Genomic DNA, 16,286 nt, shown 5'->3' with positions numbered 1-16,286 from the left:
CATGACAGCAAGGTCAGTAAGCGAAATCGTGCGCCTCGGCCCGGTCATTCCGGTGCTGGCGTTCGATTCGGTCGAGCAGGGCGAAAACGTGTCGCGTGCGCTGCATGCGGGCGGCGTCAAGGTGCTCGAAATCACGCTGCGCACCGAAGCGGGCCTGAAGGCGATCGAACGTGCGAGCCAACTGGCGGAAGATATCGTCGTGGGCGTCGGCACGATCACGAAGCCGGAGCAGTGCGCGCTGGCGAAGAAGGCCGGCGCCACGTTCGGCGTGTCGCCGGGCCTGACGAAGGCAATGCACCAGGCCGCGCAGGACGCGGGCCTGCCGCTCTTGCCCGGCGTGATGACGCCGACCGACATCATTGTCGCGCTGGAACTCGGCTACGAGATCGTCAAGTTTTTCCCGGCGCAGCAGGCCGGCGGCGTGCCGATGCTGCAGGCGTTCAGCGGCCCGTTTCCGACGCTGAAGTTCTGCCCGACGGGCGGCATCACCGCCGAATCGGCGCCGAATTTCCTCGCGTTGCCGAACGTGGTGTGCGTCGGCGGTTCATGGCTCACGCCGAAGGCAGCGCTCACCACGCAGAACTGGGACGAAGTCACGCGCCTCGCCCGTGCGGCCAGCCAGCTGGCAGCGCCGGCACATTGATCCAGCGCGTCGCGCGCCGCTTTTGCGCAGGCTTTTGCGTCATCCAGAGCCTGTGCCCGCTAATAACGGGCTTGCGAACGTGCCTTTCCGCCCGCAGTGCAGCGTTGGGCGGCGCCTGTCCCTCAAGGGGACTTCCTTCGGGGCGTTTGGCCCGGTCAAACAGCGCTCCCTGCGGGCCCTGAATTTGAATCATATTTAGAACGTATCCCAGCCATCGCTGCCGGTGGCACTCAACGGAGCGTGTGCTGCTTTCGGCGCCCGCATCGACGGGGCGCGCGTACCTGCATGATTGCCGGCACGCGTGCCATTTTCAGCTGGCGTGGCGACCGAAGCTGTATCGCGCCGGTGCAGCGGGTTGGCCTGGTCGAGCCGGAACAGCGCAACCGCTTCGGTCAGGTGCCGCCCCTGATCTTCGAGCGACTTCGATGCCGCGGTCGCCTCTTCGACGAGCGCCGCGTTCTGCTGGGTCACGGTGTCCATCTGCGTGATCGCCTGATTGACCTGCTCTATGCCGCGGCTCTGTTCGGTCGACGCCGCCGCGATCTCGCCCATAATGTCGGTCACGCGCGCGACCGCCTGGGTCACTTCCGACATCGTCGCACCCGCCTCGGTCGCCAGTGAAGAGCCAGCCTGGATCTGGTTCACCGATTGGGCGATCAGTTCCTTGATTTCCTTCGCCGCGCTGGACGAACGTTGCGCAAGATTGCGCACTTCGCTGGCGACCACGGCGAACCCACGGCCTTCCTCGCCTGCGCGGGCGGCTTCCACGGCCGCATTCAGTGCAAGGATGTTGGTCTGGAACGCAATACCTTCGATGATCCCCGTAATCTCTGCGATACGGCTCGAGCTTGCGCTGATCTGGCCCATCGTTTCGACCACCTGGCCGACCACCTGATTGCCTTTCATGGCCACGTCCGACGCGTTGGCCGACAACGCCCTGGCCTGCTGAGCGTTCTCCGCGTTCTGCTTCACGGTCGACGTCAATTCCTCCATGCTGGAGGCCGTTTCCTGAAGTGACGACGCCTGCTCTTCTGTGCGGGAAGACAGGTCGACATTACCCGACGCAATCTGGCTCGAACCGGTGGCAATGCTGTCGGCTGCTTTGTGAACCCGGCCAATCAGTTCCACGAGGCTTTGCTGCATCTGTGCCATCGAAGCAAGCACGCTGCCTGAGGGCGCCGAAGTTGCCCCTGGTACGCTGCTCAGATCGCCGCCGGCGACGCGCTGCGCCACCCGGCCAAGGTCAGCAGGCTCCGCGCCGAGCGCGCCCAGAATGCCGCGCGTTATCAGAGTGCTGGCCAGAGCAGACAGCACAATTGCCGCCAGACAGATTCCAAGTAGCAGATTGCGCTGCATCTCGTAGTGTTCGTATGACTGCCGGACCAGCAGATCGGCACGATCCCGCGTGTAGCTCTGGTAGTCGTTCGTGGCTCTGATCAGCGCCACCAGCAACGGCCTGCAATCGTTATTGAGCTTTGCGACGGCCTCTTCGCGTTTGCCGGCAACGGCGAGTTCCACGATCGCCCGCGCGACAGGACCATACAAGCCCTCGATCCGGTTGATCTCCTGCAGGAGGTTGCGGGCCTGATCGGTGACATCTACAGCGCTCGCCATCATCGCGTTCAGTTTCGCAAGCCGTGCGTCCACGTCCTGCTGCGCCTGGGCCTCGGCGGCCTTTTCGACGGCGAAGTCCTCCGGCTTCGTCACCAGCGCCATGTTGCGTGCCGCAATGGCACGCCGGTCTACGGCCGTGCGAACGGTCTGGGATAGCTGCGCGCGCGCATTGATTCCGGAAACGAAGCTGGAAAAATGGGCATTAGCGCTGTTCAACGCATTCAACGACAGTCCGGACACCACCAGAACAACCATGGTGAGGCTGGCAAATGTGCCGTACAGCTTTGCCCTAACGGACATCTGCTTGATCTTCATACTATTCGTCTCCGGTCGCCCTGAGTGAAACAAAATGAAAGGTAACGCCTGGCTTTTTCTCTCAGAACTGACGACCTCGGCCGACCGTGGCACTGTATGCCATCTAGGTGATATAACGACCCGACGATAAGGTTTCTTGAGTGACCCAAAGGTTTGTGGGGAATTTGATTTTTTTGTCTGACGATTTATTGAGCGGTGCTCAATCAACGTCGACATCGGCAGGGAGTGCTGGGGGGGTGAGTCGATGGCCAGTTGGGGGGCGAGATGAATCGGGTCAAGGGAATCGACGAATACATCGCTCACCACAATACCCATCCCAAGGCATTCGTCTGGACCAGGACCGCTCGCGACCTCCTGCAAAGGTCATTCGCGCGAACAGTCGCTTGAGTTCCAGACAGAATGCAACGCTACACTAGCGCACCGGTTGGCGCGCCGCACCCTGGGCATGCAGTAGTGCACGCTTTGACATGGGTTTCATCGAAGAAGCCTCGCTGAACCGGCCTTCATGGCGGCCTCGGCGAGGCTTCTTTTTTGCGTTCCTGGACAACCTGTCACGCGAGTCATCTACTAAAGTCCAGTACGGGTAACGAAAACAGACAGTAAAATCCAGCCGTCCGCGCGGACGGCCGGCTCGACCGGCACCGCGTAAGGTCGCAAGCCAGGATGTCAGCCACGTCTTGCATCCATTCGAATAACACCAAGGAGGAGCTTCATGGAAGCTGTCCACGGCAGCATGCTGCTGATTTACGCGGTGATCGCCATCGCGGCGCTGATCCTGATGATCACGCGCTTCAAGGTTTATCCATTTCTCGTTCTGATCATCGTTTCGCTGCTGCTGGGCCTTGCCGTCGGCATGCCGATGAACACGATCGTCAAGTCGTTCGAAACTGGCAACGGCAATACGCTCGGTCACATCGCGATCGTCGTGGGTCTGGGGACGATGCTCGGCAAGATGATGGCCGAATCAGGCGGCGCGGAGCGCGTCGCCACGACCCTCATCAACTGGTTCGGCGAAAAGAACATTCACTGGGCGATGATGTTTGTCGCGATCATCGTCGGCTTGCCGGTATTTTTTGAAGTCGGCTTCGTGCTGCTGATTCCGATTGCGTTCAACGTCGCGAAGCGCACCGGTAAATCGCTGCTGCTGGTGGGGCTGCCGATGGTCGCGGGGCTGTCGGTCGTGCACGGTCTGATTCCGCCGCACCCGGCCGCGCTGCTCGCGGTGCAGGCCTATCACGCGGATATCGGCAAGACGATTGCGTATGGTCTGATCGTCGGGGTTCCGACTGCGATTGTCGCCGGTCCGCTGTTCGCGCTGTTGATCCATCGCTCGATCCAGCTGCCGGAGAATAACCCGCTTGCCGCGCAGTTCATCGGGTCGAGCGAGGCGCAAGGCGAGAAGAAGCGCGAGTTGCCGAGCTTCGGCATCACGCTCTTCACGATTCTGTTGCCGGTGCTGCTGATGCTGATCGGCAGCTGGGCCGATCTGCTGTTCGCACCGAAGACGCTGCCGAACGACCTGCTGCGATTCGTCGGCACATCTGACGTCGCGCTGCTGATCTCGGTGCTGGTCAGCTTCTGGACCTTCGGCGCCAATCGCGGCTTCAATCGCGAGCAGATCCAGAAGTTCTGCGGCGAGTGTCTTGCGCCGATCGCCGGCATCACTCTGATCGTCGGCGCGGGCGGCGGCTTTGGCCGCGTGCTGCTGGATAGCGGCATCTCGAAGCAGATCGTCGATACGGCGACCGCGGCGCATCTTTCGCCGCTTCTGCTCGGCTGGTTTGTCGCTGCGCTGATCCGCCTCGCGACGGGTTCGGCGACGGTCGCCATGACGACGGCCTGCGGCATCGTTGCGCCGATTGCAGCGGCGGCGGGTACGCAGGCGAAGCCGGAACTGCTGGTGCTCGCGACGGGCTCGGGTTCGCTGATCTTCTCGCACGTGAACGACGGCGGCTTCTGGCTGATCAAGGAATATTTCGGCATGACCGTGGTGCAGACGTTCAAGACCTGGTCGCTGTGCGAAACCATCATCTCGGTGATGGGCTTGGGTTTGACCTTCGCGCTGGCGGCGGTCCTGTAAGGAGTATCTGATGATTCTGATAGCGATGGGTGTGTCGGGCGCGGGCAAGACGCGGATTGGCGAAATGCTCGCGGAGAAGCTGAAATGCGACTTTACCGATGGCGACGCGTTTCACAGCGAAGCCAACAAGGAAAAGATGCATCACGGCATTCCCTTGACCGACGAGGACCGCTGGCCGTGGCTGCGAACGATTCGCGCGGCGATCGAGAAAGAGCAGGAGGCCGGGCGCACGGCGGTGTTCACGTGCTCATCGCTGAAGCGTTCGTATCGCGACATCCTGCGCGCGGGCGACAGGGATGTGTGCTTCGTCTACCTGAAAGGGTCGCGCGAAGTGCTGCAGGAGCGGCTGCAGACGCGCACCGGGCATTTCTTCGATCCGTCGCTCCTGCAAAGCCAACTCGATACGCTCGAAGAGCCGGCTGCGGACGAAGCGATCACCGTCAGTGTCGAACTGTCGCCGGAAGAAATCGTCGATGATGTGTTGAAACAGATTCAGGCGCGTTGATTGACGCCTGTCTCTCCGGGCAGCACAGCACGTAAAAAAGGCGCTCCACGGAGCGCCTTTTCTATTCCAGCATGAAGCGGAGAATCGCGCTTTATGCGATCCGCTTCGCCAGTTCCACCGCCTTGCCGACGTACGATGCGGGGGTCATCGCGAGCAGGCGCTCCTTCGCGTCGGCCGGAATGGCGAGGCCCTTGATAAAAGCCTGCAGGCCTTCACGGGTAATGCCCTTGCCGCGCGTCAGTTCCTTCAGCTGTTCGTAGGGGTTCTCGATGCCGTAACGGCGCATGACGGTTTGCACCGGCTCAGCCAGCACTTCCCAGCAGTTGTCGAGATCTTCGTTCAGACGCTGCGCGTTCACTTCGAGCTTGTCGAGGCCGCGGATCAGCGAGTCGTACGCGAGCAGCGAATAGCCGAACGCAACGCCGATGTTGCGCAGCACAGTCGAGTCGGTCAGGTCGCGCTGCCAGCGCGAGATCGGCAGCTTGTCGGCGAGGTGACGCAGCGTTGCGTTGGCGAGGCCGAGGTTGCCTTCCGAGTTCTCGAAGTCGATCGGGTTGACCTTGTGCGGCATCGTCGACGAACCGATTTCACCGGCCTTCGTGCGCTGTTTGAAGTAGCCGACCGAGATGTAGCCCCACACGTCGCGGTCGAGGTCGAGCAGGATCGTGTTCGCGCGCGAGACGGCGTCGAACAGTTCGGCCATGTAGTCGTGCGGTTCGATCTGGATCGTGTACGGATTGAACGAGAGCTTCAGACGCTGTTCGACCACTTCGCGCGAGAAGGCTTCCCAGTCGAATTGCGGATACGCCGAAAGGTGGGCGTTGAAGTTGCCGACCGCACCGTTCATCTTGCCGAGCAGTTCGACCTTTGCGATGCGTTCGATGGCGCGTTCGAGGCGCGCCGCGACGTTGGCGATTTCCTTGCCGAGCGTCGTCGGGCTGGCCGGCTGGCCGTGCGTGCGCGACAGCATCGGCTGCGCAGCCTGTGTGTGGGCGAGTGCAACGAGGCGCGCGTGGACCGAGCGCAGCGCCGGAATGATCACGTGTTCGCGCGCGCCGGCCAGCATCAGGCCGTGCGACGTGTTGTTGATGTCTTCAGATGTGCAGGCGAAATGGATGAATTCGCTGGCACGTTCGAGTTCCGGCTGACCCTTCACCGATTCCTTGAGCCAGTATTCGACCGCCTTCACGTCATGGTTCGTGACGCGTTCGATGTCCTTGATTCGTGCCGCGTCGTGCGCGGTGAAGCGCTCGACGAGTTGCAGCAGGAACTGCTCCGACGCATCGGAAAAACGCGGCACCTCGGCGAAACCGGCGCGCGACAGGGCAATCAGCCAGTGAATTTCGACCATCACGCGATGGCGCATGAAGGCGGCTTCCGAGAGCCAGTCGCGCAGCGCTTCGGTTTTCGCTGCATAGCGGCCGTCGAGCGGAGAGAGCGCGGTCAGGGCGAAGAGGGTGTCGGGGCGGGTGTCGGACATGATGGGGCGGGGACGGAAGGTGAGGATCAGAAAGCGGAGTAACCGGGGATTTTACCACTGGCGCGCAGGGGCGCCTTTCGAAGGGCACGACCTGGCGCTACGCCGCTAGAATGCTGACTTCTTTTTCCTCTTTCGCCGCTCACTGGCAGAGTCCGCATGGAACTGAAATGGCTCGAAGACTTCGTTTCGCTGGCGGAGACCCGCAGTTTCAGCCGCTCGGCTGAGTTGCGGCACGTGACGCAACCTGCGTTTTCGCGCCGGATCCAGGCGCTCGAGGCGTGGCTGGGCACGGAGCTGATCGATCGTTCGGTTTATCCGACGCGCCTGACTTCCGCCGGACAGGTGTTCTACGAGCAGGCGCTCGCGATGCTGTCGCAGTTCCACGAGGCGCGCACGCTGTTGCGCGGCCACACCGCCACGCCCGCGGCGACGATCGAATTCGCGGTGCCGCATACCTTGTCGCTGACGTATTTTCCGAAGTGGTTGCAGCGTATCGAGGCCAGGCTGGGCTCCGTGCACACGCGGCTGCGCGCACTGAACGTGCACGATGCGGTGCTTTCGCTGGTGGAAGGTGGTTGCGATCTGGTTATGGGTTATCACCATCCGAGTCATCCGGTGGCGCTCGATCCGGCTCGCTACGACATGCTGACGCTCGGCGTCGAGGAAATCAGTCCGTTCTCGGCGCCGGGCCGCGCCGGGCGGCCCCGGCACACGCTACCCGGCACGCCCGACGCCCCAGCGCCCTATCTGTCGTACACGCCGAACGCGTACCTCGGGCGCATGACCGAGGTGATCATCGCGAATGCGCCGGCCCGCCTGTACCTTGATCGTGTCTACGAAACGGACATGGCCGAAGGGTTGAAAGCGATGGCGCTCGCTGGTCACGGGCTTGCCTTCCTGCCGCATAGCGCGGTCGAGGACGCCGTCGCGGAAGGTCATCTGATTCGCCTCGATCGCGCATCGCGGGGTGTCCCACAGGGGCAGTTCTCGCTGACGATGGAGATTCGCCTGTACCGGGACAAGCTCGCGGCGCAGGGCGACGATCCTCGCCAGGTGCTGGTGCGGCAACTGTGGGACGTCGTCACCGCGGAGCTCGCGCAGGGACAGCAGTAAGGCGCCGCGTTGCGCCAGTCTGGTCGCCTGCATCCTGCAGGCGACTACCACGCATCCATGCGACACACTTTTTCGTTTTTTAAACGTTATGCAAGAAAAACATAACGGGATGATCAAACGGCATTGGATTTAGACTGAGCGTTTTTCGACAATGGCGTCATTCCGATCGACGCCGGAGCGTTCATGTCATCTCAACCGCAGTCCGCAGCATCCTCGCAATCCATCCCGTCCTACCTGCATAGCGACGATCTTGGCCCCTGGGGCAACTATCTTCGTCAGGTCGACCGCGTAGCGCCCTATCTCGGTCCGCTGTCGCGCTGGCTCGAAACCCTGAAGCGGCCGAAGCGGATTCTGATCGTTGATGTGCCTATCGAACTCGATAACGGCACGGTCGCTCACTTCGAAGGCTATCGCGTGCAGCACAACGTTTCGCGTGGTCCGGGCAAGGGTGGTGTGCGTTATCACCAGGACGTGACACTGTCGGAAGTGATGGCGCTGTCCGCGTGGATGTCGGTCAAGAATGCGGCTGTGAACGTGCCGTACGGCGGCGCGAAAGGCGGCATCCGTCTCGATCCGCGCAAGCTTTCGCGTGGCGAACTGGAGCGCGTAACGCGCCGCTACACCAGCGAAATCGGCATCATCATCGGGCCGAACACCGACATCCCCGCGCCGGACGTGAACACGAACGAGCAGATCATGGCGTGGATGATGGACACCTACTCGATGAACCAGGGCCAGACGGCCACGGGCGTTGTGACCGGCAAGCCGATCACGCTCGGCGGTTCGCTCGGCCGTCGTGAAGCGACGGGCCGCGGCGTGTTTGTGGTCGGTTGCGAAGCGGCACGCCGTATCGGCTTCGACATCGAAGGCGCACGGATCGCCGTGCAGGGCTTCGGCAACGTCGGCGGGATCGCGGCGCGCCTGTTCCAGGAAGCGGGTGCGAAGGTCGTCGCCGTGCAGGATCACACGGGAACGCTTTACAAGTCGTCGGGCATCGACGCCGTGGCGCTCCTCGAACACGTTGCGAAGACGGGCGGCGTGGGCGGTTACCCCGAAGCCGACACGATCGCCAACGAAGATTTCTGGGGCATCGAGTCGGACATCCTGATCCCGGCCGCGCTCGAAAACCAGATCACCGAGAAGAATGCGTCGAAAATCCGTACGAAGATCATCGTCGAAGGCGCGAACGGCCCGACTACGACCGCGGCCGACGACATTCTCCATGACAAGGGCATCCTCGTGATTCCGGACGTGGTCGCGAATGCGGGCGGCGTCACGGTGTCGTACTTCGAATGGGTGCAGGATTTCTCGAGCTTCTTCTGGACCGAAGACGAGATCAACGAGCGCCTCGAGCGCGTGATGCGCGAGGCATTTGCGGCGGTGTGGCAGGTGTCGAGCGAACAGAACGTGTCGGTGCGTACGGCTGCGTTCATCGTCGCATGTAAGCGGATCCTGCAGGCGCGGGAAATGCGCGGTCTGTACCCCTGATCGACAGGTTTTCAGGCTGTAAATCGCAGCAAGTGACATCATGAAAGCGGGCGGCATTGAAAGATGCCGCCCGCTTTCGCCTGCGTGCGGCGAAAAAGGGTGTTGGGCGCACGCATCAGATAAGCTAAAACATGGTTAACAGGCATTACTTTCAGAATGGTTACCTTGTTAAACTGGCGCCGGTTCTTGCCAAGGAGATCACAACATGAATGTTAAAAAAGCTGCGCTGCTTCTCGCGACACTGGGTCTGTTTGCCGTTGGCGCGCACGCGCAGGACGCGGGCACTCTGAAGAAAATCAAGGATACGGGCGTGATTTCGCTGGGGCACCGCGAATCGTCGATTCCTTTTTCTTACTATGATGACAAGCAGAATGTCGTCGGCTATTCGCAGGAGTTCGCGCTGAAGGTGGTGGATGCCGTCAAGCAGAAGCTCAACATGCCGGACCTGAAGGTCAAGCTGATACCGGTGACGTCGCAAAACCGCATTCCGCTGGTTCAGAATGGCACGATCGATCTCGAGTGCGGATCGACGACGAACAACGCCGAGCGCCAGCAACAGGTGGCGTTCTCGAACACGATTTTCGTGATCGGCACCCGTCTGATGACGAAGAAAGATTCGGGCATCAAGGACTGGACGGACCTGAAGGGCAAGACCGTCGTGACGACGGCCGGCACCACGTCCGAGCGCCTGCTTCGCAAGATGAACCAGGACAAGAACATGGGCATGAACATCATCAGCGCGAAGGACCACGGCGAGTCGTTCCTGACGCTGTCAACGGGCCGGGCCGCCGCGTTCATGATGGACGATGCGCTGCTCGCCGGTGAACGCGCCAAATCGAACAATCCGGGTGATTTCGTGATCGTGGCCGGCCCACAGTCGCATGAGGCGTACGGTTGTATGCTGCGCAAGAACGATCCAGAGTTCAAGAAGGTTGTCGACGCTGCCATCGCGAAGGTCCAGACCTCGGGCGAAGCCGACGCGATCTACAAGAAGTGGTTTGAATCGCCGATTCCGCCGAAGGGTCTCAACCTGAACTTCCCGGAAAGCGACGACATCAAGGCGCTATTCAAGAGCCCGAACGACAAGGCAATCGACTGATCGTCGCTGCTTCTCGCGTCAATTCAACGCGTCAGACGAAACGGAAGGGGCCATGCGCTTCTTCCGTTTCTTTTTGCTGGAGTCTTCGTCATGTCTTATCACTGGAACTGGGGCATTCTGCTGAGTCCGGTTTCGACCGGTGAGCCGACCACCTATCTGGGCTGGCTGTTGTCCGGCTTCTGGGTGACGATCACGGTGTCGCTGTCGGCCTGGGTGATCGCGCTTATCGTCGGATCGTTCTTTGGCGTGCTGCGCACGGTGCCGAACAAATGGCTCGCGGGCGCCGGCACGGTCTATGTCGCGATTTTCCGCAACATTCCGCTGATTGTTCAGTTTTTCATCTGGTATCTCGTGATACCGGAACTGCTGCCGGTGTCCATCGGCACGTGGTACAAGCAGTTGCCGCCGAATGCGCAGTTCTTCTCCTCGTCGATCGTGTGCCTTGGGCTTTTCACCGCCGCGCGTGTGTGCGAGCAGGTGCGCTCGGGCATCAACGCATTGCCGCGTGGCCAGCGTGCGGCGGGTCTCGCAATGGGCTTCACGCAATGGCAGACGTACCGCTATGTGCTGTTACCTGTCGCGTACCGGATCATCGTGCCACCGCTCACGTCCGAGTTTCTGAACATCTTCAAGAACTCGGCGGTTGCGTCGACGATCGGGCTGCTCGATCTGTCCGCACAGGCGCGTCAGCTTGTCGACTACACGTCACAGGCATATGAGTCGTTCATCGCGGTGACGCTCGCCTATGTGATCATCAACCTCGTCGTGATGCAGCTGATGCGCGTGATCGAGCGCAGAACCCGGCTGCCTGGCTACATCGGAGGCAAGTGATGCATCATTTCGACTGGAGCAGTATTCCGGGCGCAATGCCCACGCTTTGGACCGGCGTCATTGTCACGTTCAAGATCACGCTGATCGCAATCGTCATCGGTATCGTATGGGGCACCGTGCTCGCGATGATGCGGTTGTCGTCGTTCAAGCCGTTCCAGTGGTTCGCGCAGGGCTACGTCACGGTTTTCCGTTCGATCCCGCTCGTGATGGTGCTGCTGTGGTTCTTCCTGATCGTGCCGCAGGTGCTGCAGAACGTGCTCGGACTGTCGCCGGATATCGATATCCGTCTGGCGTCGGCGATGGTCGCTTTCTCGCTTTTCGAGGCAGCTTACTATTCGGAAATCATCCGCGCCGGGATTCAGGCGGTGTCGCGTGGACAGGTGAATGCGGCCTTCGCGCTCGGCATGGGTTATGGCCAGGCAATGCGCCTCGTCGTGCTGCCGCAGGCGTTTCGCGCGATGGTGCCGTTGCTGTTGACGCAGGCCATCGTGCTCTTTCAGGATACGTCGCTTGTCTACGTGATCAGCCTCGCGGATTTCTTCCGTACGGCCACGAATATTGGCGACCGTGACGGCACCAACGTCGAGATGGTACTGTTCGCGGGCGCGTGCTATTTCGTGATTTGTGTGCTCGCGTCGAGCCTTGTCAAAGGTCTTCAGAAAAAGGTCGCAAGATGATCTCAATCAACAATGTTTCGAAGTGGTATGGACAGTTTCAGGTACTGACCGACTGCTCGACGGAAGTGAAAAAAGGCGAAGTGGTTGTGGTGTGCGGCCCGTCGGGTTCGGGCAAGTCGACGCTCATCAAGACGGTGAACGGCCTCGAGCCGTTCCAGAAGGGCGAGATCACGATCGACGGTCAATCGCTCACCGACAAAAAGACGAATCTGTCGAAGCTGCGCGCGAAAGTCGGTATGGTGTTCCAGCACTTCGAGCTGTTCCCGCATCTGTCGATTACCGAGAACCTGACGCTCGCGCAGATCAAGGTGCTCGGCCGTTCGAACGACGAAGCCAATGCGAAGGGCCTGAAGCTGCTCGATCGCGTGGGCCTGCGTGCGCATGCGGACAAGTATCCGGGGCAGCTGTCGGGTGGTCAGCAGCAGCGGGTGGCGATCGCGCGTGCGTTGTCGATGGACCCCATCGCGATGCTGTTCGACGAACCGACCTCGGCACTCGATCCCGAGATGATCAACGAAGTGCTCGACGTGATGGTCGAACTCGCGCAGGAAGGCATGACGATGATGTGCGTCACGCACGAAATGGGTTTTGCGAAGAAGGTCGCGCATCGCGTGATCTTCATGGACAAAGGCCTCATCGTCGAAGACGACCGCAAGGAAGAGTTCTTCGCGAATCCGAAGTCGGATCGCGCGAAGGATTTTCTGGCGAAGATCCTGCACTGAGTCTTGCAGCGCTCGCGCTGGAAGTTGCAGCAAAAAAGCCGCATCCGATGCGGCTTTTTTGCTGGCGGCGCGAGTGTGTTGCGTGTCAGGATTCGTAGGCTGCTGTGTCGTCCGCTTCGAGGTCGACCGTGTCGTCGGCCGACTGGCGAATGGTGGTCGCCGAGGCGGACGGATCGCTGGCGGGATCGCGCAACTTTTCGAGCACCGCCGGCGGCACCGGCACGTTCGTGCGGCCGATCACCTCGCCGTGCTGGAACATCAGCAGGTCGCCGGGTTCGAATGCCGTCCAGACTTCGTTGTCCGTGAGCGGCTGCGTGGCGATCACCGCAACGCGGTCTTCCGGCGTGGTGTACTTCGCGAAATCGATCGACACGTCCGCGTCGACCAGGTGCGCGGTCGAAAACGGCCAGCGGCGCACGAGATAGTGCAGGCGCGTCGAGCAGTGCGCGAACAGCGCCTGCCCGTTGGACATCAGGAAGTTGAACACGCCGAAATGCGTGATCTCCCGCGTCAAGGTTTCGAGCCCGGCGAACAGTTCATCGAGCGGTGGCTGCGTGCCCGGGAACGCCTTGCGCAAGCCTTGCAGCAGCGCGCAGAACGCGAGTTCGCTATCCGTCGTGCCGACCGGTTGATAGACGCCCGTGAGGAACGGCTGGTAGCTTTGCAGGTCGCCGTTGTGCGCGAAGATCCAGTGGCGGCCCCACAGTTCGCGCATGAACGGGTGGCAGTTCTCCAGGAGGATATGACCTTGCGTCGCCTTGCGGATATGCGCGATCGTGTTCTTCGACTTGATCGGATAGCGCTTCACCATCTCGGCGATCGGCGAAGTGGCTGACGATTGGTGGTCGATGAAGAGGCGGCAGGCCTTGTCCTCGAAGAAGGCGATGCCCCAGCCGTCCGCGTGGTGATCGGTGACGCCGCCGCGCGCCGCGAAGCCGGTGAACGAGAACGTGACGTCCGTCGGCGCGGCGCAGTTCATTCCGAGTAGTTGGCACATGGTGCGGAAAGCCGGGCGGGTGAACGGGGTGACCCGTTACAATGATGATTTTCCAAGCATATCACCGGGTCAGAAGCGGCAAACAATCAAATTGACGGGTATTCAGGCCGCAACGTTGCGGTTTGCCCACATCGATTGAACTGCGCCATTGCGCCACTTTCGCCCGGTATTCCTCTCGCCATGACTGCTTCCAACGTTTCTTCGGATACCCTGAGACTCGCCCGCCCCGACGACTGGCACCTTCACGTGCGTGATGGCGAGATGATGGCCGCGGTACTGCCGCACACCGCGCGTCAGTTCGGCCGCGCAATCATCATGCCGAACCTGAAGCCGCCCATCACCACGACGGCCCAGGCACAGGCGTATCGCGAGCGGATCGTCGCCGCGATTCCGGCGGGCGTGAACTTCGAACCGCTGATGACGCTGTACCTCACGGACAACACGCCGCCCGACGAAATCCGCCGCGCGCGCGAAAGCGGCTTCGTGCATGGCGTGAAGCTGTATCCGGCGGGTGCCACGACCAACTCGGACGCCGGCGTCACGGACATCATGAAATGTGCGAAGATGCTTGAAGCGATGCAGGAAGCGGGCATGCCGCTTCTGGTGCACGGCGAGGTGACGGATTCGTCGATCGATCTGTTCGATCGCGAGAAGGTGTTCATCGATCGCGTGATGACGCCGCTGCGTCGCGATTTCCCGGCGCTCAAGGTGGTGTTCGAACACATTACGACGAAGGATGCCGTCGACTACATCCGCGAAGCCGGCGCGGCCCCCGACCTGCTCGGCGCGACGATTACGGCGCACCACCTGCTGTACAACCGCAACGCGATTTTCCAGGGCGGCATTCGCCCGCACTACTACTGTCTACCGGTGCTGAAGCGCGAGACGCATCGCGTGGCGCTCGTCGAGGCGGCGACATCGGGCAATCCCCGATTTTTCCTCGGCACGGACAGCGCGCCGCATCCAAAAGGACTGAAGGAGCACGCGTGCGGCTGCGCGGGCTGCTATACGGCGCTGCACGCGCTTGAGCTGTACGCGGAAGCCTTCGACAAGGCTGGCGCGCTCGACAGGCTCGAGGGGTTCGCGAGTTTCTTCGGCGCGGACTTCTATGGTCTGCCGCGCAGCAGTGAGAAGGTGACGCTGCGTCGCGAAGAATGGACGCTGCCGGCCGAGGTCGCTGTCGGCGATACGCCGGTGGTGCCGCTGCGCGGCGGCGAGCCGATGGACTGGCGTCTCGTCTGAGGCGTGATGTGCTCTGAAGACGGGTGGGCAGCCACCGCCGAAGGTGTCATGTGCAATCTGTCTTCGGCCGGTACTGCGCCAGCCGGGGCGGAGACACGAGGCCTGCCGGTCAAGCCGGGTTTCGAGCATATCGACTGGTCGACGCCGTGGTTTGCGCAGTTCGCCGCGCGCGGCGTGCGCTGGCAACAGGCGGCGCTCGCCAGCGAGGCTGCGCTGCTCGCTGAAATGAACGCGGACGCCCGGCATTCCAGCCAGACGACGGGCCGCGGCGAGCGTCTCGCTTTCATTGCGCAGGGGGACCTGCCGACCGGCTCGGCCTACGAGGCGCATATCGCATCGACCGGCTGTGTGCCGACCCGCCATAACCTGCATGACTTCTTCAACGCGCTCGTCTGGTTTCAGTTTCCGGGAATCAAGGCGGCGCTGAATGCGCGCCAGTCGGCCGCGATCGAAGCACTGGGTGTCGGCCCGACGCGCGGGGCCACGCGTGACGCGCTGACGCTCTTCGACGAGAACGCTGTCCTGTTCGCCTGTGCCGATCCCGCGCTGAGCGCTGCGCTGCGCGCGTTCGACTGGCAGACGCTGTTTGTCGCCGGTCGCGCGGCTTGGGGGGCGGCGTGCGAAGTGCGGTGCTTCGGTCACGCATTGCTGGAAAAACTGGTCACGCCATACAAGGCATGCACCGCGCACGCGTGGATCGTCGATGTGCCGCCAGCGTACTTCGCATGGCCGGTCGCCGGGCGCGACGAGTGGCTCGACGCCGCGGTGAGCCAGGCGCTGTCAACGGCGGATGAACTGGGCGGGCGCGTTTTTGCGCCGCTTCCTGTTTTGGGCATTCCGGGCTGGTGGCAGGCGAACGAAGCGCCATCTTTCTATGACGACGCTTCGGTATTCCGCCGGGGCCGACGCGCTCGCTGATGCGCCACGCCGCTATTTCTGCGCGTCGCACCGGCGGTTCGGCGCGCCGGTGTTAGAATCCCCGCCAGCGAAGCAGGCCAGGCAGTCGCGGCCTCCGCGGCTTTAAGCCAACGAGGGCGAGGAAAGTCCGGACTCCACAGGGCAGGGTGATGGCTAACGGCCATCCGTGGTGACACGCGGAACAGGGCAACAGAAAGCAAACCGCCGATGGCCCGGTGCAAGCCGGGATCAGGTAAGGGTGAAACGGTGCGGTAAGAGCGCACCGCGGCTGCGGCGACGCAGACCGGCACGGTAACCTCCACCCGGAGCAATTCCAAGTAGGCAGGCGCGCATCTTCGAGATGCAGGACGGGGCCCCCGTCTCGTCTGCGGGTAGGAAGCTTGAGCGCGCCAGCAATGGCGCGCCTAGAGGAATGGCTGCCACGCGCGTCGCGTTTTCGGATGTGGCGCGTGCACAGAATCCGGCTTATCGGCCTGCTTTGCCACCTGAACAAAAAACGCCGGCGTCGAATCTCGACGCCGGCGTTTTGCATTGCGGCATGACGTCTACTGCGGGCCCGTCG

Annotated in this window: 14 protein-coding genes and 1 other RNA gene; 12 read left to right on the top strand and 3 right to left on the bottom strand. The window is 61.9% G+C overall.

Translation table 11 applies throughout. The features are described 5' to 3' along the window. Nucleotide 1: 1 nt before the first annotated feature. Nucleotides 2–643, top strand: a complete 642-nt coding sequence (gene eda / locus B0G77_RS04155; protein ID WP_133660974.1) for a bifunctional 4-hydroxy-2-oxoglutarate aldolase/2-dehydro-3-deoxy-phosphogluconate aldolase — start codon at nt 2–4, stop codon at nt 641–643. Between the two features lie 195 nt (nt 644–838). Here the strand turns inward: eda and B0G77_RS04150 are convergent, their stop codons facing one another. Then, complete coding sequence (locus tag B0G77_RS04150; protein WP_133660973.1) at nt 839–2,572, bottom strand: methyl-accepting chemotaxis protein; 1,734 nt, start codon at nt 2,570–2,572, stop codon at nt 839–841. 712 nt (nt 2,573–3,284) lie between these two features. Between B0G77_RS04150 and B0G77_RS04140 the strand changes: the two genes are divergently transcribed. Beyond that, a complete protein-coding gene (locus tag B0G77_RS04140; RefSeq protein WP_133660972.1) occupies nt 3,285–4,652 on the top strand; it encodes a GntP family permease in 1,368 nt (455 codons plus the stop codon). A 10-nt stretch (nt 4,653–4,662) separates the two neighbouring features. Further along, entirely contained in the window at nt 4,663–5,157 is a 495-nt protein-coding gene (locus tag B0G77_RS04135; RefSeq protein ID WP_133660971.1) for a gluconokinase, read from the top strand. Nucleotides 5,158–5,248: 91 nt separating this feature from the next. On the opposite strand, the gene purB is transcribed toward B0G77_RS04135, so the two are convergent. After that, nucleotides 5,249–6,637: an adenylosuccinate lyase gene (gene purB / locus B0G77_RS04130; protein WP_133660970.1), complete on the bottom strand. Its 1,389-nt coding sequence runs from the start codon at nt 6,635–6,637 to the stop codon at nt 5,249–5,251. Nucleotides 6,638–6,793: 156 nt separating this feature from the next. Here purB and B0G77_RS04125 point away from each other — a divergent pair, with 156 nt between their 5' ends. From B0G77_RS04125 to B0G77_RS04100, 6 genes are all read left to right on the top strand, one after another. Further along, nucleotides 6,794–7,750 carry a LysR family transcriptional regulator gene (locus B0G77_RS04125; protein WP_133660969.1) on the top strand — a complete coding sequence of 319 codons (957 nt, stop codon included), beginning with the start codon at nt 6,794–6,796 and terminating at the stop codon, nt 7,748–7,750. Nucleotides 7,751–7,933: 183 nt separating this feature from the next. After that, on the top strand, nt 7,934–9,238 hold the full coding sequence (locus B0G77_RS04120; RefSeq protein WP_133660968.1) for a Glu/Leu/Phe/Val dehydrogenase: 1,305 nt from the start codon (nt 7,934–7,936) through the stop codon (nt 9,236–9,238). A 205-nt stretch (nt 9,239–9,443) separates the two neighbouring features. After that, the gene (locus B0G77_RS04115; RefSeq protein WP_133660967.1) at nt 9,444–10,337 is read left to right on the top strand and encodes a glutamate/aspartate ABC transporter substrate-binding protein; all 894 of its coding nucleotides are present in this window, start codon (nt 9,444–9,446) and stop codon (nt 10,335–10,337) included. 90 nt (nt 10,338–10,427) lie between these two features. After that, complete coding sequence (locus B0G77_RS04110) at nt 10,428–11,168, top strand: amino acid ABC transporter permease (protein WP_133660966.1); 741 nt, start codon at nt 10,428–10,430, stop codon at nt 11,166–11,168. Further along, complete coding sequence (gene gltK / locus B0G77_RS04105) at nt 11,168–11,845, top strand: glutamate/aspartate ABC transporter permease GltK (RefSeq protein WP_133660965.1); 678 nt, start codon at nt 11,168–11,170, stop codon at nt 11,843–11,845. The genes B0G77_RS04110 and gltK overlap by 1 nt, the downstream gene beginning before the upstream one ends. Continuing rightward, nucleotides 11,842–12,567 (top strand): amino acid ABC transporter ATP-binding protein, encoded by a 726-nt coding sequence (locus B0G77_RS04100; protein WP_133660964.1) that lies wholly within the window; start codon nt 11,842–11,844, stop codon nt 12,565–12,567. Before gltK ends, B0G77_RS04100 begins: the two co-directional genes overlap by 4 nt. Before the next feature lie 85 nt (nt 12,568–12,652). On the opposite strand, the gene B0G77_RS04095 is transcribed toward B0G77_RS04100, so the two are convergent. Further along, nucleotides 12,653–13,564 (bottom strand): class II glutamine amidotransferase, encoded by a 912-nt coding sequence (locus B0G77_RS04095; protein WP_133660963.1) that lies wholly within the window; start codon nt 13,562–13,564, stop codon nt 12,653–12,655. 180 nt (nt 13,565–13,744) lie between these two features. On the opposite strand from B0G77_RS04095, the gene pyrC reads away from it, so the two are divergent. The 3 genes from pyrC (at nt 13,745) to rnpB (ending at nt 16,208) form a co-directional block, all read left to right on the top strand. Further along, entirely contained in the window at nt 13,745–14,806 is a 1,062-nt protein-coding gene (gene pyrC / locus B0G77_RS04090) for a dihydroorotase (protein WP_133660962.1), read from the top strand. 48 nt (nt 14,807–14,854) lie between these two features. Continuing rightward, nucleotides 14,855–15,724, top strand: coding sequence for a DUF3025 domain-containing protein (locus B0G77_RS04085; RefSeq protein WP_208116393.1), 870 nt, complete (start codon nt 14,855–14,857; stop codon nt 15,722–15,724). Between the two features lie 69 nt (nt 15,725–15,793). Beyond that, an RNA gene (gene rnpB, locus B0G77_RS04080) (RNase P RNA component class A) lies at nt 15,794–16,208 on the top strand. Nucleotides 16,209–16,286: the final 78 nt, after the last annotated feature.

The organism is Paraburkholderia sp. BL10I2N1, from assembly GCF_004361815.1.
In the GTDB taxonomy this organism is placed as follows: Bacteria; Pseudomonadota; Gammaproteobacteria; order Burkholderiales; family Burkholderiaceae; genus Paraburkholderia.
This window is presented reverse-complemented; position numbering and strand designations above follow the sequence as displayed.

What these genes read in the sequence shown, in the direction of transcription:
- eda (WP_133660974.1), top strand. Translation starts at nt 2, where the DNA reads ATGACAGCAAGGTCAGTAAGCGAAATCGTGCGCCTCGGCCCGGTCATT.
- B0G77_RS04150 (WP_133660973.1), bottom strand. Translation starts at nt 2,572, where the DNA reads ATGAAGATCAAGCAGATGTCCGTTAGGGCAAAGCTGTACGGCACATTT.
- B0G77_RS04140 (WP_133660972.1), top strand. Translation starts at nt 3,285, where the DNA reads ATGGAAGCTGTCCACGGCAGCATGCTGCTGATTTACGCGGTGATCGCC.
- B0G77_RS04135 (WP_133660971.1), top strand. Translation starts at nt 4,663, where the DNA reads ATGATTCTGATAGCGATGGGTGTGTCGGGCGCGGGCAAGACGCGGATT.
- purB (WP_133660970.1), bottom strand. Translation starts at nt 6,637, where the DNA reads ATGTCCGACACCCGCCCCGACACCCTCTTCGCCCTGACCGCGCTCTCT.
- B0G77_RS04125 (WP_133660969.1), top strand. Translation starts at nt 6,794, where the DNA reads ATGGAACTGAAATGGCTCGAAGACTTCGTTTCGCTGGCGGAGACCCGC.
- B0G77_RS04120 (WP_133660968.1), top strand. Translation starts at nt 7,934, where the DNA reads ATGTCATCTCAACCGCAGTCCGCAGCATCCTCGCAATCCATCCCGTCC.
- B0G77_RS04115 (WP_133660967.1), top strand. Translation starts at nt 9,444, where the DNA reads ATGAATGTTAAAAAAGCTGCGCTGCTTCTCGCGACACTGGGTCTGTTT.
- B0G77_RS04110 (WP_133660966.1), top strand. Translation starts at nt 10,428, where the DNA reads ATGTCTTATCACTGGAACTGGGGCATTCTGCTGAGTCCGGTTTCGACC.
- gltK (WP_133660965.1), top strand. Translation starts at nt 11,168, where the DNA reads ATGCATCATTTCGACTGGAGCAGTATTCCGGGCGCAATGCCCACGCTT.
- B0G77_RS04100 (WP_133660964.1), top strand. Translation starts at nt 11,842, where the DNA reads ATGATCTCAATCAACAATGTTTCGAAGTGGTATGGACAGTTTCAGGTA.
- B0G77_RS04095 (WP_133660963.1), bottom strand. Translation starts at nt 13,564, where the DNA reads ATGTGCCAACTACTCGGAATGAACTGCGCCGCGCCGACGGACGTCACG.
- pyrC (WP_133660962.1), top strand. Translation starts at nt 13,745, where the DNA reads ATGACTGCTTCCAACGTTTCTTCGGATACCCTGAGACTCGCCCGCCCC.
- B0G77_RS04085 (WP_208116393.1), top strand. Translation starts at nt 14,855, where the DNA reads ATGTGCAATCTGTCTTCGGCCGGTACTGCGCCAGCCGGGGCGGAGACA.